Source organism: Brinjal little leaf phytoplasma (assembly GCF_978563805.1).
This window is the reverse complement of sequence record NZ_CEAFKD010000004.1, coordinates 44,669-68,003: the sequence shown is the minus strand read 5'-3', so window position 1 is coordinate 68,003 and position 23,335 is coordinate 44,669. Positions and strand designations below refer to the sequence as shown.

Sequence of the window (23,335 nt, the reverse complement as noted above, 5' to 3'; positions counted from 1 at the left end):
ATTGGGCCGCTAAGATGATAGAGATATGCGTATTTGTTTCGAAAGTATGTTTTAAAATATCTCCTTCATATTGATAATCACTTTCTTTAATTAAAGGTCGATAATCAATAAAATGATGTTCTCTTTTCCAATTTCTCATTTCAGTATACGGATCAAAAGAAATGGGTAAAGTGATATGTTCGATATTTTTTTGAGTTTTAAAAGTAAAAAGATAAATTTTTTTAGTACGATCAGATAATTTTAATAAATCAGCTAAGGAAGTATTTTGGTGAACTATTCTTTCGCCTTCATCAAAATAAACAGCTTATAAAGTTGGTAATAAAGAAGAACGTAAAAAATTTTTAGATCAACTTATTAAAAAAAGAAAAAAAGCCCTTATGAAGAAGCAGTAATACTATTTTTGCATTCGATTAATAAAGAAATAATTGAAAAGTTATCTAATACAAACAAAAACAATAGAAAATCAGAATAATTATTAAATACTGATTTATTGAACATCGTAATAAAACATAAAAGTAAGATTGATATACCTCATTTTATACTATTATTTTAAATAAGTTTATAATATATAATATTGATCCTGAATTAAATGCAAAATTAAAATTATATTATGATAATAATAAAAACTAAAAAATGACAATTAAATATCTATCATTTATAAAAATATTTTGACTTTTTTATTGAAATTAAATAAAATTTTTTAACATGACAATAGTTTTTTAATTTTTTAAAAATTTTGTTAGTTGGAAATTTTTACAAAAGATAACTTTTTTAAAATTTTGTAATTGTATATAAATAAAGGATAAATATTTAGTTAAAAAAATAAAATGATTTATTTTTTCTAAAAAAATACAAAAATATTATATTCATATTTCTTAATTTATTCTATTATTTTAAAAAAATTTTATGGATTTTATAATTCTCATTATTTGTAATATTTTAAATTTCAAAATTAAATTTTATTTATTTGTATTTTATTGTTTATAATTATATTTAGTAGTAATTTTTAATTATATTACTATTATTATATTTCATTTTATTTTTATACTTTATTTTTATCATTATTATATTTTTTATCATTATATTTTATTTTTTATTTATTATTTGTTTAAATTTTTATTATTTTTTTAAAAATTTAATTATACAAAATAACAATAAATTATAAGGTGGTAATTAAATATATTATGACAAATAAAAATTATAAGAAACAATTTCAAATTGTAATAATAGTTTTTTTAATAATTATATTACTTTATTTAATTTATTTTTTTATTCTTAAAGAATCAACAGATAAAAATAAAATAAATACAGCAAATATAGATACAACTAATATAGAACAAGAATTTCATGAACCGATTTATCAACAATTATCTGAAAATGAAATTTCATATCCAAATTCTGATACAACAAAATTACCTAATGAAAGTGATTTTTTTAAAAAGATAAATATAAATTCGGACACACAAAAATGTTATTATAAAATTGATAATTTAAAAGGAAAACCTGAAGAAGAATTCCAAATGGATACAAAAGATATCTTAAATTTACTTAAAAACAAATCTAATTTAAGTATAATTTTTAATTTAAAGAATTTAGAATTAAAACCTAATTCATCTATAAATTTATTAAAAGATGCTTCGGGGGAAGAACATAATTTATATAATTATAGGAATTCTAATAATTTAAAATTACAATTAAGTAAAAGAGTAAGTACTATGGGCGAAAAACAATATCTTCAAGCATGTTTATTATGTAATAAACAACCATTATTACCAGTAAGCGAGTATTATTCTGAAAATCATCCTAAAATTAATTTAATAACAACTAATTTAACATTATATAAAGCAACTTGATTTTTCTGATTATGATATAAATAAATTTTTAATACGAAAATATTAGTTTTTAATAACTGGTTTTTTTGTTTGTAAAAGAAATTATCACGATGCTATTTAAACATAATTATAAACAATTGACAGTTAATCAATTTATTTATATAATAAGATATATTTATTTTTGTACTTTTTAAATGTTGAAATTCTAAATTTTATTAATTTAGAATTTAAAAAACAAAAATAAATTAAATCAAAAAGAAAGAATAAAATAATTTTGTTATGAAGAATATTAAAATTTTTGGTTTAAATTTTTTTATATTTCTAGTTATTGTTTGTATTTCGGCTTTAAACATTTTTTTAATAAGTTTAAAATCGCATGATATAAATAAACTTTGGCATCCTTTATTAATACCTTTATTGATTATGATGTCTTTAGGTATTTTGTTAAATTTTGTTGGAGAGAAAATTCCTTTTTTCAATAAATTTGGGTTAGGTTTTTTACTTTGTATTCTTGTTCCTTCTTTTTTGGTATACAAAGGAATTATTAATAAAGATATAAGTAATAAATTTAATCAATATTTTTTTAATAAACCAAAAACATCTGATCAAGTGGGTATTCAGTTTTCTCAATTTTTTATTACTATAGTTATTGCAGGCAGTATTTTGAGTGTAGATCAAAATTTATTAAAAAGATCTATGTTACGTTTTATTCCTTTGACTTTAATAGCTGTTTTGGGGGCCTTGATCATAACTGGTTTTTTGGGATGGTTATTAAAAGTTCCTTGTCCATCATCATTCTCAGATAAAACTCGAGGTTCTTTTTGGGATTCTATTTTTTTTATTTTTGTTCCTTTAACAAATGGCGGGACTAATTTAGGAATAAATGGTTTTGCTAACAATGTTTATCTTAAAGCATTTTCTCCAAATTTGAGCAACGATGATATAAGGAGTATTATTATAGCTCCTTTAATACTTGCTAGAGTTTTAAGTATTTTTTTCGCAGGGGTTTTATATGTTTTATTTGATAAAACTAAATATAGTGGGAACGGAAATTTAGAAAATAACAAAATATCTGTTAAAAAACCTATTAATAAACCTTTAGAATATCAAAATTTAGGAAGTGGTTTATTAATTATTTTCGCTTTATATTCTTTAGGAAGTATGGTTAATGTTTTATTATTTAGTAAAATGGATGCCATGGTATATGTTATTATTTTCTTGATATTAATAAAAATATTTCATTTAATCCCTCAAATTTATCAAGATTATGTTTCGCAAGCGGGTAAATTTATGTCTACTAATTTTACTTCTCCTATTTTAGCTGGATTAGGTTTAACTATAAAATTTGAAATATTAAAAGAATGTATTCTAAAATGGCATATTTTTTTATTAGTGAGTGTTTCTTTGTTAGTAGTTATCGTACTAACATTTACGTTAGCTAAATCTTTTGGTTTCTATCCGTTAGAGGCATCTTTAGCATCTGGTTTATCGTCTTATAGTGTGGGAGGAACCGGTAATATAGGGATTATGTCTATAAGTCATAGAATGGATTTATTACCATTTGCTATGATAGCTACTAGAACAGTCGGTCCTCTTATGTATATTATTTATACTTTTGGTTTTCAATATATATACATGAATTAAATTTTTATAATATAAAATATTTTTTTATTAAAAAAAACCAACTTTTAAGTTGGTTTTTTTCTTTTAAAAGATTTTTATTTTTTCTCATTATGATTATTATATACGAGTTTAAATTATTTTTTATTTTTTTTATATTTGTATTTTTTATAAGGAAAATAATATTTTTTTTAAAAGATTTGAATAAAAAAATGAAACGAAAATCATTTAATTTAATGCGTCAAAAATGAATGAATTAATATGATAAAAAGATTTAATATTTTTTCAATTTTTATTGAAAGTAAATTTTTTATTTTTGTTATTATTATATATAATATTATAATATATTTATGTAACTAAAATCATTTTTTTTTGAAAATAAAAATATATATAATTTTTTAAAAAAACTTTTTTGTATTCATGCCAAAATAAAAAGGAGTACATTTGTATGTATCAAAATATTACAGAATTAAATCAAATACTTAACGAAATAGAAACAAACATAGTTCAAGATTTAAAACAAATTAATGAAATAAAACAAATATTAGAATTAGAAATAAAATATTTTGGCAAAAAAGGAATTTTTATAGAACTTTTAAAAAAAGTTAATTGTTTTGATTTAGACATTCAGACAAATTTAAAAAAAATTATTTTTTTATCTAAACAAAAAAATATTACTTTAATTAAAGAAAAAAAAATTTTTTTAGAAAGTCAAATTTTAAATAATAAATTAAAAAAAGAAAAAATAGATGTTACTTTACCTGCTTTTAGGTTTCCTAAAGGTTGTATGCATCCTTTAAACCAAACTTTGAAAGAAATAGAACAATTTTTTTTAAGTTTAGGTTATTTCATTCATGAAGGTAAGGAAATAGAAACAGATTTATATAATTTTGAAATGTTAAATATGACCAAAGATCATCCTTCTAGAGATATGCAAGATTCTTTTTATTTAAAAAACAGTCCAGAATGTCTTTTGAGAACTCATACTTCAGCTGTTCAAATTCAAACTATGTTAAAATCTCCTAATCAACCTTTAAAAATTATTTCATCAGGAAAAGTTTATAGAAGAGATAAAGATGATGATACTCATAGTCATCAATTTACTCAATTAGAAGGTTTTGTGATTGATTTAAATATTAGTTTAATAGATTTAAAAGAAATTATTTCTTCTTTTATAAAATATATTTTTGGAAATGAACAAAAATTTAGATTTCGCGCCTCTTATTTTCCTTTTACTAAACCTAGTGTTGAAGTCGATTTAATTATGGAAGGCCCCGATAAAAAAAAATTTTATTTAGAAATACTCGGAGCTGGATTGATCCACCCTCAAGTTTTATCTAATGGAGGTTTCGATAACCAAAAATATAGTGGTTTTGCTTTTGGTATGGGTATTGAACGAATTGCAATGTTAAAGCATAATATAAAAAATATTAGATCTTTTTATAATAATGATATTCGTTTTTTAAATCAATTTATTTGATTTTTTCCATAAAAATAACTCAAATTATATAAATTTTTAAAGGATATAAAAATGATAATTAACGAACAAAAATTAAAAAAATATCTTTCTCTTGAAAATTATGATTTCAATGAATTACAGGATTTAATTAATAATAATATTACCGAAATTAATACATGTTCTGTGTTGGAGTCTAATAATCATTTAATAATAGGCCAAATTGTTAAATTCGAAAAAATTCCTGATTCCAAAAAACTTTCTTTAGTTACTGTTGATATTAAAAAAACTTGTTTAAAAATTATTTGTGGTGCTGTTAATTTAGTTCAAGGCAAAAAAGTAGCAGTAGCTACTATCGGAGCTTATTTAAAAACTATTAAAACTAGTATTCAACAAAAAAATATTTTAGGCATAGAATCTCAGGGAATGATTTGTTCTGCTCAAGAATTAGGTTTAAATTATGATGTTTTAACAGAGGAAGAGAAAAAAGGAATTTTACTTTTAGATGATGATGCTCCTGTTGGTGAAAATGTTTTAGATTATTTGAATTTAAGAGGTTTTTTTTTAAAATTAAATATTACTCCTGATAGAGGAGATCTTTTATCTTATATAGGTTTTGTTAAAGATTTAAAGGCTATTTATAATAAAGCTAAATTAAATGATTTTGATTTGTCATTAGAACATATTCAACAAACTAAAAATCCTTTTCAAATTCAAATTCAAAACGATCATTGTCGAGAATATCATATGCTTTATATGCAAAATATTAAAGTAACAACATCTCCTTTATGGTTAAGAAGTTTTCTTTTTAATCATAGTATAACTCCTGTTAATAATATTATAGATATTACAAATCTTGTTTTACTAGAATATGGTATTCCTTTAGATATTTTAGATGTATCCTATTTAAATGAAAATCAAATTCAAATTAGAAACGCTTTTGAAACAGAAGTGAATAATTCAGTTATTTCAAATAAAAATATTTCGTTAGATAAAGAAGATATTGTTGTCGCTAGCGGTTCAAAGATTTTATCTCTTTTAGGTTTTCCTACTTTTTTTTCCAATATTATTAATAAAGATACTCATAAAATTATTATTAGTTCTTATTATTTAAATTCTTCTTATATTGCTAAAACGAATAAAAAATTTAATAAAAAAAATGAAAAAAATTTACGTTTAAATAGAGGCATTGATTCTTCTTTAATTCTTCAAGCTTTAAAGAGAGCTGGATTTCTTTTACAACAATTAAATAAAGAATCTATTATTTCTGATATTGTGTCTCAAAAAATTAAATATCATCAAAATCCTGACATATCTTTATCTTTAGAATTTATTAAAAATAAAATAAGTGTAGATTTATCTTTAGAAGAAGTTCAGATGTTTTTAAAAAAATTAGATTACGAAATAGAAATATTGAATAATAAGGTTTTAAAAGTTAAAGCACCTTTAAGACGTTATGATGTTTTGACGCCCGAAGATGTTTGTTCTGATATAATAAGAGTATACGGATTTAATAAATTACAAAGATCCATTATAAATCTTCCGCAAAATTATTTAATAAATAAAAAACGAGAAATATTATATAAATTAAAAGATTTATTAACTTATTTAGGTTTTTATGAAATTATTACTTATAGTTTAGTTAGTTTTAAAAATTTTAATTTATTTTCACAAAATCAAGATCATTTACAAGTAGCTAAACCTATTTCTCAAGAAAATATTGTTTTAAGACAATATTTAAGTGGTAGTATGATCGAAATTTTAAGTTATAATCAAACACATAATAATTATAATAATGCTTTTTTTGAAATAAGTAAAGTTTATTTGCCTCAATCAGAACAATTACATTTATCGTTAGGTTTAAGCGGTAATATCAGTTCATTCGGATGGAGTAATCCCGATAATATAGTTGGTTCTTTTTTTGTTTTAAAAGGGGCTTTAGAACAAATAGGTTTATTATTAGGTTGTAAATTAGATTTACAACAAACTTCTTCTTATATTAGTTTGCATCCCGGTAAACAAGCTAATATTTTATATAAAAATAAAAAAATTGGTTTTATTGGAGAAGTTCATCCTGTTGTAAGAGATTCGTATAATTTAAAAGATAGTTTTCTTTTAGAAATAATTTTAGATAATAATTTATTGAATAATTCTAAAAAAATTATTTTTGAAGAAATTACTAAATTTCCTTCTATTACCAGAGATTTAAGTTTTTTTGTTTCAAAAAAATATTCTTTTCAAGAGATTTTTCAAACTTTAAAAAATGAGATGTCTGATATTTTCATTAAATGTGAATTATTAGATCTTTATGAAGATAATAAATCATCTTCAGAAGAACATTCTTTATCTTTTCGTTTTGTTTTTAATAACAAAAATAAAAGTTTATTTAAAGAATCTGTTAATAATATTATGACTCGAATAGAAGAAAAAATAAAAACAATTTATAAAGCTAAATTAAGATAATTAAAAAAATAGTATGGAGAAATATTCATTTGCGTAAAGGTATTATAATTGAATTTTTAATAAAAGAATATGTAGTTGTTGATTCAGAAACAAAACAACAAATTCATGCTAAAACTAAAGGTAAGATTAAATATCATGATTCTAAAAAAGAAACAGATAATAATTTAGATTATTCTAAAATAAAAATTGGAGATTTAGTTTTATATGAAGCTAAGGATGATCAATTTTTAATTGATAGTATCTTACCTCGTTATAATTCATTAAATAGACCAAATATAAGCAATATTACTCAAGTTTTTTTGGTATTTTCTTTAGTACAACCTAAATTTCAATTTAAACTATTGGATAAATTTTTACTTATTTTAAAAAAATTTCAATTAAAAATTATTTTAATTTTTACAAAAATAGATTTAATTTCTGAATCTGAATTAATTTTATTCAAAAATAAAATATCTTATTATAATAAGTTTTGTCCTATTTATTATATAGATAGTAAACATAGATATGGTTTGAATAATTTATATCCTTTTTTTGCTAATGAAATAACTATTTTAGCAGGTCAAACAGGAGTAGGCAAATCGACTTTAATTAACGCTTTAACTTCTTTGAATTTGAAAACTCAAGAGATTTCTAAATATTTAAATAGAGGTAAACATACTACTAAAAATTCTAAATTATTTTTTTTTCATGAAGGTTATATCGCTGATACTCCAGGATTTTCTAAATTAGATTTATTAGCTTTTAAAACTGAAGAAATTAAAAATTTTTATGATGATTTTTTAATATTCGCAGATCAATGTTTTTTTGGTTATAGTTGTTTACATATTAAAGAAGATAAATGCAAAGTAAAAGAAGCTTATTATAATAATTTAATCTCACCTATTCGTTATTGCAATTATTTATCTTTTATTGAAGAAATAAATAAAAAGAAAAAAAAATAATAAAATTATTTTTTTATTATTATGGTATCAAAAAAATAGTTTTAAAAATTCTTATTAAAAGGTTCAAATATGAATTTAGATGAAATAAATGAAAGAAAAAAAAAGATTCGTAATTTTTCCATTATTGCGCATATAGATCATGGTAAATCTACTTTAGCTGATAGAATATTAGAAATTACAAATACAATTCAAAAAAGAGATATGAAAGAACAAATTTTAGATTCTATGGATCTAGAAAGAGAAAAAGGAATAACTATTAAATTGAATACATCAGAAATTCATTATACAAATCAAAATAATGAAGATTATATTATGAATTTAATTGATACTCCAGGACATATTGATTTTAATTATGAAGTCTCTCGTTCTTTAGCTGCTTGCGAAGGAGTTCTTTTAATTGTTGATGCTACTCAAGGTATTCAAGCTCAAACTTTAACTAATTTATATTTAGCTTTAGAAAATAATTTAACAATTATTCCTGTCTTGAATAAAGTAGATTTACCTATGGCAGATGTAGAAAAAACCAAAAAAGATATTCAAGAAAAATTAAATTTAGATCTTGATAAAATGGTTATTGCAAGCGGTAAAACAGGTTTGGGTGTTACACAAATTTTAGAAAATATTGTCAAATATATTCAACCTCCTCAAGGAGACGCTAAAAAGCCTTTACAAGCTTTAATTTTCGATTCTGTTTTTAACTCTTATAAAGGTGTTATCCCTTCTATCCGTATTTTCAATGGTATTATAAAAAAAGGAGATAAGATCCGCTTTATTTCAAGTCAAGCTACTTATGAAGTTATGGAAGTGGGTATTTTTAGCCCTAAACCTATTAAAAAAGATTTTTTAGCAGCTGGCGATGTTGGTTATTTAAGCGCTTTTATTAAAAATATTGATGATGTACTTGTAGGCGATACTATTACTTTAAGTCGAGATCATAAAGTACCTGCTTTACCTGGATATCGTAAAATTAATCCAGTTGTGTTTTGTGGTCTTTATCCTGCTGATTTAAAAAAATATGGCCATTTACAACAAGCTTTGCAAAAATTAAGATTAAATGATTCTTCTTTGACTTATGAAAAGGAAAGTTCTAAACTTTTAGGAGTTGGTTTTAGAATTGGTTTTTTAGGACTTTTACATATGGAGATTATTCAAGAAAGAATTATTAGAGAATTTGGTATTGAGGTTATTATTACAGCTCCTTCGGTACTTTTGCATATCTATCAATCTAATAATAAAAAAATTATTGTAGATAATTTAGCTAAATGGCCTACCAATCAATTAATTGAACGTATTGAAGAACCTTATATTCAAGCTTTTTTAACTTTACCTGAAACTTATATTGGACCAGTAATGGAACTTTCTCAAAGTAAAAGAGGCCAATTACAAGATATTCAGTATTTAAATCATAATAGAGTTATGTTAAAATATTTGTTGCCTCTGTCAGAGGTTATTTATAATTATTTTGACAAATTAAAATCTTCTACTCAAGGTTATGCTTCTTTTGATTATCAATTAGACCAATATTATCCAAGTAAATTAAAAAAAATAGATATTTTATTAAATTCAGAAATAGTTGATTCATTATCTTTTATTAGTCATGAAACTTTTGCTTATCAAAAAGCTAAAATTATTTGTCAAAAATTAAAAGATTTAATTCCAAAACAAATGTTTGAAATAATTATTCAAGCCGCTATAGGTAAAAAAGTAATCACAAGAGAAACTATTAAATCTATGCGTAAAAATGTTATTGATAAATGTTATGGCGGAGATGTTAGTAGAAAGAAGAAATTATTAGCTAAACAAAAAAAAGGTAAAAAAAAGATGAAAATTTTAGGTAAAGTAATGTTACCTCAGAAAGCTTTTTTAGCTATTTTATCAAGTGATAGTAATAAATAATTTAGAAAATATTTTGTTTATTTAATAAAGGGAAGTCATAATGACAAATTTAATAGAATTAAAAAATATTAATAAAATAATTAATAATCAAATTATTTTGAATGATATTAATTTAGAAATAAAAGAAAATGAATTTGTAACTTTATTAGGTCCTTCTGGTTGTGGAAAAACCACTCTTTTAAAAATTATTGGTGGTTTAGAAAATATGAGTAGTGGCGATATTTTGTTTAACAATCAAAGTATTATAGATTTACCACCTCATAAAAGATTAATTAATACAGTTTTTCAAAAATATGCTTTATTTCCTCATTTAAATGTTTTTGAAAATATTGCTTTTGGTTTAAGACTTAAAAATTTTAACAAAAAATATAAAGATAAAATCTTAAATTTAAAAATTCAAAAAACAGAAAAAATAAAACAAATAAAAAAAGAATATCAATCGAAGATTGATAAAATTAATTCAAATATATTACAAAAAAATAAATCTTTTTTTTCTTTTTTGACGAGATTTTTTTTTCAGAAAAGAAATCCTGAAATAAATCAATTAAAAATAGAATTTAAAAGTAAAAAAGCAGCTTTAGCACAAAAATATTCTCAAGAAATATCTAAATTACAAGCTAAAATTTTATCTCCAAAACAAAGAGAATTATTTATTGAAGAAAAAGTTTTATATTATTTAAAATTAGTAGGTTTAAAGGGATTAGAATATAGGGATATTAGACAATTATCAGGAGGACAACAACAAAGAGTAGCGATAGCTCGAGCTTTGATTAATAAACCTAAAGTTTTATTATTAGATGAACCTTTAGCAGCGTTAGATTTAAAATTAAGACAAGAAATGCAATATGAATTAAAAGAAATTCAAAAAAATTCAGGTATTACTTTTATTTTTGTTACTCATAATCAAGAAGAAGCTTTAACTATGAGTGATAAAATAGTAGTTATTAATCAAGGAGAAATCCAACAAATAGGCACACCTCAAGATATTTATAATGAACCTGCTAATAAATTTATAGCTAAATTTATAGGTGAATCTAATTTAATTTCAGGTATTATGAAACAAGATTTTTTAGTTTTTTTTGATGATAAAACATTCCAATGTGTAGACTCTGGTTTTATGAAAAATCAAGAAGTAGATATTGTTATTCGCCCTGAAGATATTGATATTGTAGCTCCTAAAAAAGGATTATGCGAAGGAGTTGTTAATTATGTTTCATTTAAAGGAGTTTATTGGGAAGTTAATGTTAAAACTAAATATCGTAACTATATTGTTCATACAACTGATTATGTCGAGGTTAATACTCAAGTAGATATTTTTTTTAATCCAGAAGATTTACATATTATGGAGGTATGGTAACTAAAATGTTTTCTTATAATATCTCAACTAAAAAAGGAAATAAATTTTATAAATATTTAGCAATTCCTTATTTTATTATTCTTGTGTTGCTTGTTTTGATTCCTATATATATTATTTTTTTAGATTCTATTCAAGAAATTAATTCAAATAATTTTTTCCATGTTTCTTTTACTTTTAAACATTATTATAATTTTTTCGTTAATACAAGTTTTATTTATGTATTATTTCGTTCGATGATAATAACATTTATATCAACTTTTTTTCTTGTTTTGATTTCTTATCCTCTTGCATATATCGTTTCTAAATATAAATTGTCCATACAATCTATTTTAATTTTGTTGATTAATGGTACAATGTGGGTTAATATAATTTTAAAAACTCATTCTTTAGTGAATGTTTTATCTTTAATAGATAAAATTTTTTCCATAAATTTATTAGAAACTAATATAGCGATGTTTATTGGTTTTGTTTATTTATTTCTTCCTTATATGTTTTTATCTATTTTTCTGAGCATTTCTAAAATAGATCCTAATTTAATTGAATCTGCTAAAGATTTAGGAGCTAATGATAAACAAATTTTTAAAAAAATAATTTTTCCTTTATCTATTCCAGGTTTAAATACCGGCATCATTTTAGTTTCTTTGCAAATTTTAACTAATTTAGTAGTTCCTAAATATTTAGGACCAACTACTATTACTGTTATTAGCGAATTAATTGAAAATAAAACTTTTTTAAACGGTGATACAAAAGGCGCTTGCGCTATTGCTATTAATTTAACTTTTTTAATTCTTTATATTTTAATTTTTTATAAGAAGAATCAATTTAATAAAACATATAAACCTAATGTTCCAAATAAATAAAAACAAAATAGCTTTTATTTATTTAATTTCGATTCTTCTTTTTATTTATTTACCTATTATATCTTTGATTATTTTTTCTTTTAACGAGGGCAACGGCAGAATTTCTTCTTTGGTACATTTTAATAAATTTGGTTTTAAATGGTATCGTAGAATTTTAGAGGATTCATCTATTAAATCTTCAATATTTATTACTTTTAAAATAGCTTTTTTGTCTACAATCATTTCTACTTTTATAGGCACTTTAGCAGCTATTTCTTTAATTAATTATAAAAAAAAATGGCGTAATGTTATAATCAATACAAATCAATTTTCTATCATTATACCGGAAATCATTAACGCTTTAGCTTTGTTTATATTTTTTAGTTACATTGGTTTAAATAATAGTTTTTTGAGGATGTTATTAGCTCATATTTCTTTTAGCATTCCTTATGTTTTGATTTCTGTATATGCTAAATGTTCTACTTTAGATACATATTTAATAGAAGCAGCTTATGATTTAGGAGCCACTCCTTTTCAAACTCTTACTAAAATTATTTTACCTCAGTTAAAGGATGTTATGATAGCTAGTGCTGGGATTGCTTTCGCATTATCTTTTGATGATTTTATTATTTCTTATTTTGTAGGAGGATCGGATTATCAAAATATATCAGCTTATATTTATAGTTTAAAAGGCACAATTAATCCTACTATTAACGCTGTATCTTCTGTTTTGATTTTATTCATTTTATCTAAAATAATATTCGATTTAAGAAAATTAAGAAAAGATTTCTATTTATAAATGAAAAAAAAATTTATTTGGCTTATTTTTATCATTTCTGTTTTATTTTTGTTTTGTTTTAGTTTTGATAAACTGAATCAAAACAAAAAAAATAATAAAAAAGTTATTGTTTTATTTAATTGGGGAGAATATATTGATCCATCGATTATTAATGAATATAATCGGCAATCTAATGAATTTATTGTAAAACAAAGTTTTTTCTCTTCTAATGAATTAGCTATTAATAAAATTAAATCTGGTAATCAATATGATATTGCTATTTTAAGTGAGTACGCCATCGAACAATTAAAAGATCATAATTTAGAAGAAATAGATCGGAACCAAATACAACAACCATCATATAATAAAGTATTCAAAGAATTTATAGACAAGAAAATAGATGAAAATACAAAAATATCAAAATATAATATTCCTTATTTTTGGGGAAATTTAGGATTTTTATATAATAAAAATCGAATTAATTTAAATCAATTAATTAATAATAAATGGGTTAATTTAATAAAAAATCTTAAATTTAGAGTTGCTTTATATAATAATGCTTTTGAAGGTATTTTTATAGGCTTGAAAGCTACTAATGGAAATATCGGTGTTAATTCAGAAGAAGAAATACAAAAAGCTCAAGATTGGTTAATAGATTTAAAAAAACAAAATATTAATTTATCTTTTATTACTGATCAATTATTAGATCGAATGAGAATAAAAGATAAAGAATATTATGATATCGCTGTAGCTTATTCTGGGGATGCAAGATTTTTAATGAAAAAAAATCCTAATTTAGGATATTATTCATTTAATGATGATCATGATGAGCCAAAAAATAAAGGAACTAATATTTGGTTTGATGGAATAGTTTTGCCTAAAAATAGTAATAAAAAAGGTGCTTATAATTTTATTGAATTTATTTTACGAAAAGATAATAGAAAAAAAAATAATGAATTTATTGGATATGATTCTCCATATGATGATGATAAAAAACAAGAAGATGATGAATCTCGATTAAAAATAAATTTAAAAGAAGAAGATAAAATATATAAATATAACGAAACATATAAAAAACAAATTAGTGAAGCTTGGAATCAAGTTTATTCTTATCCTGACCCTAAAGATAAAAATCTTATTATTTTAATTTTCATTATTTTATTTTTATTTGTTTTAATATATATTTTTTTTAGACAATAATTTTTATAAAAAAATATAAAATAAATATTTGAAATTTTATAAAATACTATAAAATTTAAGTATAACAAAATTCAAAACTGAAAAAAGCAATAATACTTTTTTCAGTTTTTTTATTTTTTTATTTAAAATTATGAATATTTAAAAATTATAATTTTAAATAAAAAATTAATAAAATGTAATAACTCTATTAATATTCAATTTCTTTGGATTTATTTTTCATTTTTTTAATTATTATATTTAATATTTATTTTAAATCCAACCAAAATTTTTATTTGTTTGATATAAATAATTTCTACCATGGTCGGTTAAAATTAATTCTTGATTTTTTTGTATTATATATTTTAATTTAATTGCTTTTCGTAAACATGTTTGGTAACGATCTGAAGACCATTTTAAATCATTTTGGACATCTTTTATATAATTTGTTTTATTTTGGATAAAATGATTGTCTAAGTGTTTTAATAAAATTATTACCATAAAAGATTTTTTTTGAAAATAATTTTTTATTATTTTACTTAAAATCCCTTGTTTAGGTTCTAAATAAAGAACAAGTAGAAAAATAATTAAAATTACTAAAGAAATTAGCCCAGATACAGGTAAATCGAAATAAATACCTAAGTAATAACCTAAACTAGTACTTACAAAAGATAACCATAAAGATAATAACCAACAATGAAATAATTTTTTAGTTAATAATATAGATGTTGCAGCAGGACCTATCATACAAACGATAGTCATTATTGAACCAACTATATCAAAAGAAATAACAGCTGTTAGAGAAGCTAGAGTCATTAAAGCATAATTTATTATAACTGAAGAAAAACCTAAAATATTTGCCAGAAAAGGATCAAAAATAAAAATTTTTAATTCTTTATAAAAAATAATAACAAAACATAAATTTAAGATTAAAACAGGAACTATTTTATAAAGTTGTTCGATATAAATTAATTCTATATTACCTAAAAAAACAGCATCATTATCTATGTGGATATTTCTAATATAAATACTAATAATAATTATGGCTAAAGAAAAGAAAAAAGTAAAAACAATCCCGATAGCTGCATCTTTTGAAATTTTATTATTATTTTTTATTAATTCTATTAAATAAACAGTTAAAATTCCCATTAAAGTTGCTCCAATAATTAAAAAAGGAGAATTTAAATTGCCTGTTATTAAATAAGCTATTACAATCCCTAATAAAACACTATGACTAATAGCATCTATAATCATAGATACTTTTTTTAAAATTAAAAAAATACCTAAATTAGCTAAAGATAAAGAACATAAAATTAAAATACAAAAAACATCTATTTCAAAAGATTCTGAAATTTTACTTATTATATCCATAATTAAATTTTACCATTTATTAAATTTTCTACTAATTGGATTCCTTTGGGAGTAATTATTATTTTATTTTCTTTTTTATATAAATATTTTTTTTGAAATAGAAAAGAATCTATTTCAGTCGCTTCATCATATTTTATATTATTATAAAAATGAATTAATTTTTTGAATTTTTTAATTTTATTTTGATATGTTTTTTGTTTGAAATATTTTCTTAATATTCCATGTTTAGGCGCTAATAAACAAGTGAAAAAAATAAAAATAGCATTTATTACTATAATAATAGGTCCTGTAGGCATATTTTCTACATGAAGATTAATTATTATACCAATAAAATTAGATAAAAAAGCAATTATAGAAACAATTATAATATTTGTTAATAATTTATCACTTATATGACGTGCGATAACTCCTGGCATAATTAAGAAAGCACTAGTTAAAATAATTCCTGTTATTTTTAAACTAATTATAATTAATCCGATTAATAAAGTATTTAAAATAACTTTAATAATAGCATTATTGAAACCTATACTTTGTGCAAAAACTTCATCAAAAGTAAAAATTTTGAATTCTTTCCATAATAATATTATTACGAAGAGAGAAATAAAAGTAATTATTGCGATAGTTATCACATTTTCTGCAGAAATTAAAGCAATTTGACCTAAAATAAATTTTTCTAAAACAGCAATAGAACAATCTTCAGTGTCTTTTTGAGCATAAGCTATTAAAATATTTCCTAAACCAAAAAAAGAAGCTAAAATTAAAGATAATATAGTATCTGATTTTATTTTAGAATATTTTTTAATAATTTCTATTAAAAATAAGGATATTATTGAGGATCCAAATGCACCTAACCAAATAACCCATTCACTAGTGGAACGAAAATAAATATAAGAAAAAGCGATTCCGGGTAGAACGGTATGTGATAACATATCACCTATTAAAGATTTTTTTTTTAAATTAATGAAAATACCTAAAATACCAGATATTATTCCTAACAAAACAGAACCTATAAAAATTTTGATAACAGTGTAAGTATTTAATAAATTAAAAAAGGATTCGAAGTCAATCATATTTATATAATTTGACCTTTCTTATGATCTTATTTTTTATATTTTTTTATTTAATTGATAATTTTTATAGGTTTTTTTTATATTTGCGGCATTAAATATTTGTTGAGTTTCTCCGCTAGCTATTTTTTGAATATTTAACAAAATAACATGATCAAAATATTGATGAACAGTGTCTAAATCATGATGAACTACAATAATAGTTTTTTGTTTTTTTTGTAATTCTTTTAAAACAGTTATAATTTTTTTTTCTGTTTGAATATCTACTCCTTGAAAAGGTTCATCCATTAAATAAATATCTCCTTCTTGAGCTAAAGCTCTTGCTAAAAACATTCTTTGTTGTTGTCCACCAGAAAGTTCTGAAATTTGACGATCTTTAAGTTCAATCATCTCTACTTTTTCTAAAGATTCTAAAACTATTTGTTTATCTTTAGTAGTAGGTCTTTTAAACCATCCTAAATGTCCATACCTACCCATTAAAACAACATCAAAAACAGTAGCAGGAAAATCCCAATCTATAGAATTTCTTTGTGGTACATAAGATATTTTTTTTCTTACTTGTTTATATTTTTTATCATGAAATAAAACTTCTCCTGAAACTTTAGGAATAAGTTCTATTAAAGTTTTTATCAAAGTAGATTTGCCTGCTCCATTAGGACCTAAAATAGCTGTTAAAGAACTTTGATAAATATCAATATCTATATCCCATAAAACAGGTTTTAGATGATAAGCTACAGTTAAATCTCTTATTTTAATTGATATTTCTTTTTTCATAATAAATGTTCCTCTATAACTTTTAAATTATTTAAAAAAGCGCCTATATAAGTAGAATGTTTATATTTATGACCTTTGAATTCTTCTGTTTTATAATTTGCTCCTAAAGAATCAGAATATAATTCTACATTAGTTATTTGAATAGGATCTAAGCCTTTTTGTTTTTTTAAGTTATCCACTTCTTCTTTTAAACTTTGTAAAGAATTTTTTGGCATTGAGCTTTCTGTAAATATAGCTTTTACATTGTTATTAGCTAATTCTTTGGCTAATTCTATTATTTTTTTTGTACTTGCTTCTGTTTGAGTAGAAATTCCCTGAATTGATTTTAATTCAAAAGAACAACAATGAGATTCAGAAAATTTTTGCCAATAAGAAAAAGCATCATGAACTGTTACTATAATAAATTTATTTTGTTTGTTTTCTATTGCATTTTTTAATTTATTCATTTTTTTTATAATATGATTTTTAGTTTCTTCTAATTCTTTCTTAAAAATTTCCAAATTCTTATTTAATTTACTTTTATCTTCTTCTGGAATTATTTTTTCTATTTGTTTTTTTAATTTATCAACTATTTTTATCCATAAATCAATATTAAACCAGATATGAGGATCACAATCTTCTGAATTTTCTTCTTTTAATTTATCTTCTGTTTTTAAACTTTCTTCTCCGGCTTTCCATAATTTAGTAGTATTTTGAGATAAAAGTTGATCAAAAGCATCCAACATTTTAGCTTCTAAATGTAGACCATTTACAATTAATAAATCAGCTTTTTTGATTTTATTACGATCTGATAACTTAGTTTTATAATTGTGAGGATCTACGCCAATACCCATTAGAGGATCATTAATAGAAATATTGTCTATTTTTTGATATTCAGGATTTTCTTCTTTATCTACTTCTCCGATTAAATGTTTAACTGCATCATTTAGCATTGTAGTCGTTGTAAGAATTATTTTTTTTTCTTTATTATTTTTTTCTTTATGTAATACGAATAAGCTATAGATAGGAATGATTAAAATAAAAGAAGTAACGGAAATAATACTTAAAAAATTATAAAAATTTTTTCGAAATATTTTCGACATTATAATATTTTATCCTTTAGTATATTTTTTTATAAAATTTTATTATTTTAAAGTGAATAAAATAAACTATAATAATAAAAACTGAGTACTAAAATTATTAGAATATTATTTTTTATGTTAATGATTTTTATTTTTTTATTTAAGAATGAATTAAAAAAATTTATTTATTCAATAATTACGATTATATAAAAAAATTTTTTGAAAAAAGGAAATATTTAGGTTATATTAATAATATTTTAGAGTAAATTTTTTAAGTTCAAAATTAATTCGTATTAAATATCTATTTATAATAATTATAACATAATTTATATTAATAAAATATTTTATTTTCAAATGAAATAATGAAAGAAATTTTATTTATTGAAGTTGAATGAATACTTTTTTGATAAAAAATTTTTTATTTCTTTATCTAAAATTTTTTTCGCTTTTAATTAATAATTAAAAAAAGGAGTCAATTTTATGAAAAATAGAAATAATTTTTTTAGTAAATTACTAAAAAAATTTAAACAAAATATTATGATTATTTTATTTTTTTTGTTTTCTATTTTATTTTTTTCTATTATGGCCTTTATAAAGTATGGTGTTGAATATAAAAAACCATTGTTAAATCCAAATAAGACAATTACAGATTATTTTCGATCACCTCAATCAAAATCATTATTATTAAAATTTGATAATAATTTGGTTAAAATATTAGCTTATTTAGGATTGAATCAATTTATTATAGGATTAACAGATGAGAAAATTCCAGAATATAAACAAATTTTTTTAGGGGATCCTCAATTGTTTATGTCAGAAGTTTCGGATGGTAAATTAAATACATCTTCAACTCCTTTAATACAAGGTATTATTGATTTTTTATCTTTTAAATTAAAAAAAAATATAAAATTATTTATTAATGATAAATTGGCAGTAGTTAATATTATTGAAAGTTCTTTAAACAATGATTTTTTAAATTTAAAAATAAAAAACGAGAGAAATCATTTTTTTATAAATTCTTTCGAAGATACTAAAGGCGATGGGTATTGTTTTTTTCATTCTATTATTTATTTAATAGAAAAAGAAATACCTGATTGGCAAAATATTGTTTTTTTAGATATCGATAATCAACAAATTTTAACAGATGATCAAATTCAAAAAAAGATGTCGGATTATCAATTAAAATATCCAGTTTAACTTATATATTAAAATATAAATAATTTTAAAATTTCTTAATCTAAACCAAAATATTTATTCACTAATATTTTGGTTTATTTTTTTGAATTTAAATTTATTAATAGATTAATAATTTGTTTATTTCAAAAAAATTTTAATTCGGGATATTAACGTTAATGTTATAATTAATGTTGTTAATATTTGATAATAATTTGACAATTTAGAAAAAAAGTTAATAAATGAATATATTAATTAATAATTTTATAAAAAAATTTAAATTTATATTTATTTTAATTTTAATCATTTTTTTTATTATATTTTTTTATTTTCTAATAGTATCGGATACAAAGACATTATTGAATAAAAAATTTATGTTTATTGATAACAAAGTTTTAAGTATGCCTTCTTTTTCTTCGAGTTATAAAAATAAAAGTATTTCTTCTGTTAAACAGAAAAAAAGTATAAAAGAAATACGACAAAAATTTATTAATATTATAGATAATCATGATAATTTGGACCAACCTGAAGAACAAATTTTGAAATCTTATTATCAAGATATCCAAAATATTAAATTAATGAATTCTTTGAAAAAAAATTTATATAAATGTAACAAAAAAATAAAATTTTTTAGGAATAAATTAGAAGATAAATATTCGCAACAAAAAAATTTAAACAGAATATTGTTGTATTTATATAATGAAAAAAAATTTTTTGAAAACGCAATGAAAAAAAAACAAGATGAAATCGACATAAAAACAAAACATTTTTTGTTTAAACGTTTTTTTACTTTTAAAAGCGAAGAAATAAATTCATTGAAAGAAAATGTAGCAAATTTTCAAACTCAAAAATCAGAAATTATTCAAAAAATATCAGAATTTAAGCAAAAAAAGGAATCAATAATAAAAGTCATTCAGAATTTGAAAATGAATATTCTTTTGCTTAAAAATCAAAAATATAAGATATTAGAATTTTTTAGAATAATTCAAAAAAATAAAAAACAACAACTTATGAATTTTATAGATATTTTTATTCAACAAATGAATTTAAAATATGAAATTTATCCTTCATAAGAATAAGGGAGGAAAGTTTTTGTAAAAAAATATTGTTTTTTATAAATTAATTTTTTGAATAAAAAAAATTAATATTTTAATTAAATGTTTCAAAAATTATTCCTTTTTGGAGATATAATTTGTCAATAAATTCTTTTTTAATATTTATATTATGTATAGAAAGGCATCATATAAATAAAATGAAAAAAAGAAGGTTGGTTTTTTTAGTCTAGTTTGGATGTATTTTAAGTATATTTTTTTATTTAATTTAAATTTGATTTTTAATAATATTTTTTTGGAACCCTGAACTTTTATATCAACAAAATCCAAATTTTGATATGGGTGCGATTTATCAAAATGGAACCGTTTTTAAAATCCGTTTTGTAAAAAAAACTATTTATTAATTACTTTTATTCTAACTCAAAAAATTGAATTGTCAACAACAAAATAAAAATATTTTGAAAAAAATAAAAATTTCTTTTTTAAAATTTTCAAAAATTTTTTAAACAAAGAAAAAAGAAAAAGAAAAGAACCAAAAGAAAAAGAAAAGATATATTATACATTTTATAAATCTTACACCTTATAATCTTATTTTAAATCTTATAATCTTATTTTTAAATCTTATTTTACTAACTCCTTAACAAGTTCCTTGTTGTTATAATCTAAAAATTATATTTTGTCAAGTCTTTTATCAAAAAAAAAAAAAAAAAAAAAATAAGATATAAGATATAAGATGTAATATTTTAAAAATATTTATTTAATTAATTTTAATAATATATTAATAAAATGAGATAAATTAAAAAAATAATTAAAAAAGTTTTATATTTTAACAAAACAAGATATAAGATTTTAAAAATATTTATTTAATTAATTTTATAAATTGTTTTTATTAATAAAAATTAGATAAATTAAAAAAATAATTAAAAAGGGGCTAATAGACATATTAATTTAATAATCTTATAAAAAACAAAAACGTATAAGGTATTTATTATTTATGAAAAAATAGTGAGTAATAATAATTTTTTTATATAGTTTAAATTGATAAATATGTCTTATTTTAGCTATTTTGAGTCCTCATAGAGTAAATTTTTAAGGGTTCACTTCGGGGACCCTATTCTTTATGGTTTCTAAATTTTTGGAAAATTATTTGAATTATATTTTGAATTATAATTAATAATCATAAATTATTTCAGGCCGTAAATTATTTCAAAAAGAAAACCAACAAGTCAAACTCTCATTATGATCTGAGAGTAGATTGTTGGTTTTCTTTTTGAATTTTGAATTGATAAGGAGATAAATAATTTAAATATTTCATTCTTCTTTGAGTGTTATAATTTTCAATAAAAGTATGAACGATTTGAGTTAATCTTTCTTTGGTTAAATATTGTCTTTTTTCTAAATAGACAGTTTCACATTTAAAATTAGCGAAAAAAGCTTCTACACAAGCGTTTTGAGCAGGACTCCCTTTTTCTGAAAAACTCGGAATAAGGTTTTTGGTTTGTAAAGTAGTTTGAATTATTTTGCCAGTATATTCCGCTCCTTGATCGGAATGAAATAAACCAGTTTTATTTAAAACAGATAATTGATTCAAAGGTGTCAAAACTAAATTAATATCTCTTTTAGTAGATAAATAATAATTTATAATTTCCCGATTATATAAATCCATAATTACTGATAAATAAAGAAATTTATTTTGATTATAAGGTAAATAAGTAACATCCGCGCACAGTTTTTGAAAAGGACGAGTAGCTTGAAAATTATTTTTTAAAAGGTTTAGTTGAGAAAGAGGTACGTAATTTCTATTATGGTGACGTTTAAGATAACGGTTTTTACGAGTTTGACATAATAAATTAAATTTTTTCATTTTAAAATACACTGTTTTAGGGTTTACTTTAACATTTTGATTTACCAGTTCTTGATAAACGCGGCGATACCCCCCCAAACAAAAAAACTTTCGCCCATATTATTGTAATAGCGATGTTGATAACAAATATTTTGAATCTGGATTTCTAAATTAGTTAAAAAAGCTGGTTGTTTTTTTTGGCGAAACCAACGATAATAAGAATTTTTTGAAATTCCTAACCATTTAATAATTTGATTCAAAGAAAATTGATTACGATATTGATTAATAATAGTTAAACAAGCATCTTTCAAAGTTTGTTTATTTATTTTTAAATTAGCTTTAAATTTTTGTTTGATTTTTTTTATTTCCGTGATATCAGGATTTAAATTAATACTTGTTTTCTCTTTATAACTATGACCAATTTTTTGTTGTAAACGATGTAATTCGTTGTTTTTAAAATATTTTATCCAATATCGAATTTGTCGAGCATTAACAATTTGAAATTTGTTTTGAATTTCTTTATTGGACATTCCTTGTTCTTTAGCTAAAATAACTGCCATTTTAGTTTTAAAATCATAATATTTCTTTTTTTTAGTGGTATAGCCACAAAAAGCTCCAATTCTCTTCTGTATCAAA

18 protein-coding genes are annotated in these 23,335 nt (G+C 21.1%); 12 read left to right on the top strand and 6 right to left on the bottom strand.

Features of this window, described 5'->3' with window-relative positions:
• Positions 1-1,184: 1,184 nt before the first annotated feature.
• The 10 genes from ACTCUI_RS01660 to ACTCUI_RS01615 all read left to right on the top strand — a co-directional run bounded on the left by ACTCUI_RS01660 (position 1,185) and on the right by ACTCUI_RS01615 (position 14,382).
• Positions 1,185-1,853, top strand: a complete 669-nt coding sequence (locus ACTCUI_RS01660) for a hypothetical protein (RefSeq protein WP_463431160.1) — start codon at positions 1,185-1,187, stop codon at positions 1,851-1,853.
• A 258-nt stretch (positions 1,854-2,111) separates the two neighbouring features.
• The gene (locus ACTCUI_RS01655; protein WP_463431159.1) at positions 2,112-3,476 is read left to right on the top strand and encodes a 2-hydroxycarboxylate transporter family protein; all 1,365 of its coding nucleotides are present in this window, start codon (positions 2,112-2,114) and stop codon (positions 3,474-3,476) included.
• 424 nt (positions 3,477-3,900) lie between these two features.
• A complete protein-coding gene (gene pheS, locus ACTCUI_RS01650; protein ID WP_463431158.1) occupies positions 3,901-4,932 on the top strand; it encodes a phenylalanine--tRNA ligase subunit alpha in 1,032 nt (343 codons plus the stop codon).
• Positions 4,933-4,983: 51 nt separating this feature from the next.
• Positions 4,984-7,371, top strand: coding sequence for a phenylalanine--tRNA ligase subunit beta (gene pheT / locus ACTCUI_RS01645; protein ID WP_463431156.1), 2,388 nt, complete (start codon positions 4,984-4,986; stop codon positions 7,369-7,371).
• Between the two features lie 29 nt (positions 7,372-7,400).
• Positions 7,401-8,312 (top strand): ribosome small subunit-dependent GTPase A, encoded by a 912-nt coding sequence (gene rsgA, locus ACTCUI_RS01640; protein ID WP_463431154.1) that lies wholly within the window; start codon positions 7,401-7,403, stop codon positions 8,310-8,312.
• Positions 8,313-8,381: 69 nt separating this feature from the next.
• Positions 8,382-10,208 carry a translation elongation factor 4 gene (lepA, locus tag ACTCUI_RS01635; protein ID WP_463431152.1) on the top strand — a complete coding sequence of 609 codons (1,827 nt, stop codon included), beginning with the start codon at positions 8,382-8,384 and terminating at the stop codon, positions 10,206-10,208.
• 40 nt (positions 10,209-10,248) lie between these two features.
• Positions 10,249-11,565, top strand: coding sequence for an ABC transporter ATP-binding protein (locus ACTCUI_RS01630; RefSeq protein ID WP_463431150.1), 1,317 nt, complete (start codon positions 10,249-10,251; stop codon positions 11,563-11,565).
• A 5-nt stretch (positions 11,566-11,570) separates the two neighbouring features.
• Positions 11,571-12,425: an ABC transporter permease gene (locus tag ACTCUI_RS01625; protein WP_463431148.1), complete on the top strand. Its 855-nt coding sequence runs from the start codon at positions 11,571-11,573 to the stop codon at positions 12,423-12,425.
• Entirely contained in the window at positions 12,409-13,203 is a 795-nt protein-coding gene (locus tag ACTCUI_RS01620; RefSeq protein ID WP_463431146.1) for an ABC transporter permease, read from the top strand. Before ACTCUI_RS01625 ends, ACTCUI_RS01620 begins: the two co-directional genes overlap by 17 nt.
• Complete coding sequence (locus ACTCUI_RS01615) at positions 13,204-14,382, top strand: extracellular solute-binding protein (protein WP_463431144.1); 1,179 nt, start codon at positions 13,204-13,206, stop codon at positions 14,380-14,382. It abuts the gene before it with no gap.
• Positions 14,383-14,631: 249 nt separating this feature from the next.
• Here the strand turns inward: ACTCUI_RS01615 and ACTCUI_RS01610 are convergent, their stop codons facing one another.
• Genes ACTCUI_RS01610 through ACTCUI_RS01595 form a run of 4 tightly spaced genes read right to left on the bottom strand, consistent with a single transcriptional unit; the run spans position 14,632 to position 18,652 of the window.
• Positions 14,632-15,729 (bottom strand): metal ABC transporter permease, encoded by a 1,098-nt coding sequence (locus ACTCUI_RS01610; protein ID WP_463431142.1) that lies wholly within the window; start codon positions 15,727-15,729, stop codon positions 14,632-14,634.
• A 2-nt stretch (positions 15,730-15,731) separates the two neighbouring features.
• Positions 15,732-16,799 carry a metal ABC transporter permease gene (locus ACTCUI_RS01605; RefSeq protein ID WP_463431140.1) on the bottom strand — a complete coding sequence of 356 codons (1,068 nt, stop codon included), beginning with the start codon at positions 16,797-16,799 and terminating at the stop codon, positions 15,732-15,734.
• Positions 16,800-16,835: 36 nt separating this feature from the next.
• On the bottom strand, positions 16,836-17,570 hold the full coding sequence (locus ACTCUI_RS01600; RefSeq protein ID WP_463431138.1) for a metal ABC transporter ATP-binding protein: 735 nt from the start codon (positions 17,568-17,570) through the stop codon (positions 16,836-16,838).
• Positions 17,567-18,652: a metal ABC transporter solute-binding protein, Zn/Mn family gene (locus tag ACTCUI_RS01595; protein WP_463431136.1), complete on the bottom strand. Its 1,086-nt coding sequence runs from the start codon at positions 18,650-18,652 to the stop codon at positions 17,567-17,569. The genes ACTCUI_RS01600 and ACTCUI_RS01595 overlap by 4 nt, the downstream gene beginning before the upstream one ends.
• A gap of 459 nt (positions 18,653-19,111) precedes the next feature.
• On the opposite strand from ACTCUI_RS01595, the gene ACTCUI_RS01590 reads away from it, so the two are divergent.
• Positions 19,112-19,828 carry a hypothetical protein gene (locus ACTCUI_RS01590; RefSeq protein WP_463431134.1) on the top strand — a complete coding sequence of 239 codons (717 nt, stop codon included), beginning with the start codon at positions 19,112-19,114 and terminating at the stop codon, positions 19,826-19,828.
• 335 nt (positions 19,829-20,163) lie between these two features.
• The gene (locus ACTCUI_RS01585; protein WP_463431132.1) at positions 20,164-20,877 is read left to right on the top strand and encodes a hypothetical protein; all 714 of its coding nucleotides are present in this window, start codon (positions 20,164-20,166) and stop codon (positions 20,875-20,877) included.
• A gap of 1,216 nt (positions 20,878-22,093) precedes the next feature.
• On the opposite strand, the gene ACTCUI_RS01580 is transcribed toward ACTCUI_RS01585, so the two are convergent.
• Positions 22,094-22,798, bottom strand: a complete 705-nt coding sequence (locus ACTCUI_RS01580; protein ID WP_463431130.1) for an IS3 family transposase — start codon at positions 22,796-22,798, stop codon at positions 22,094-22,096.
• A complete protein-coding gene (locus ACTCUI_RS01575) occupies positions 22,762-23,334 on the bottom strand; it encodes a helix-turn-helix domain-containing protein (protein WP_463431129.1) in 573 nt (190 codons plus the stop codon). The genes ACTCUI_RS01580 and ACTCUI_RS01575 overlap by 37 nt, the downstream gene beginning before the upstream one ends.
• Between the last annotated feature and the right edge of the window lies 1 nt (position 23,335).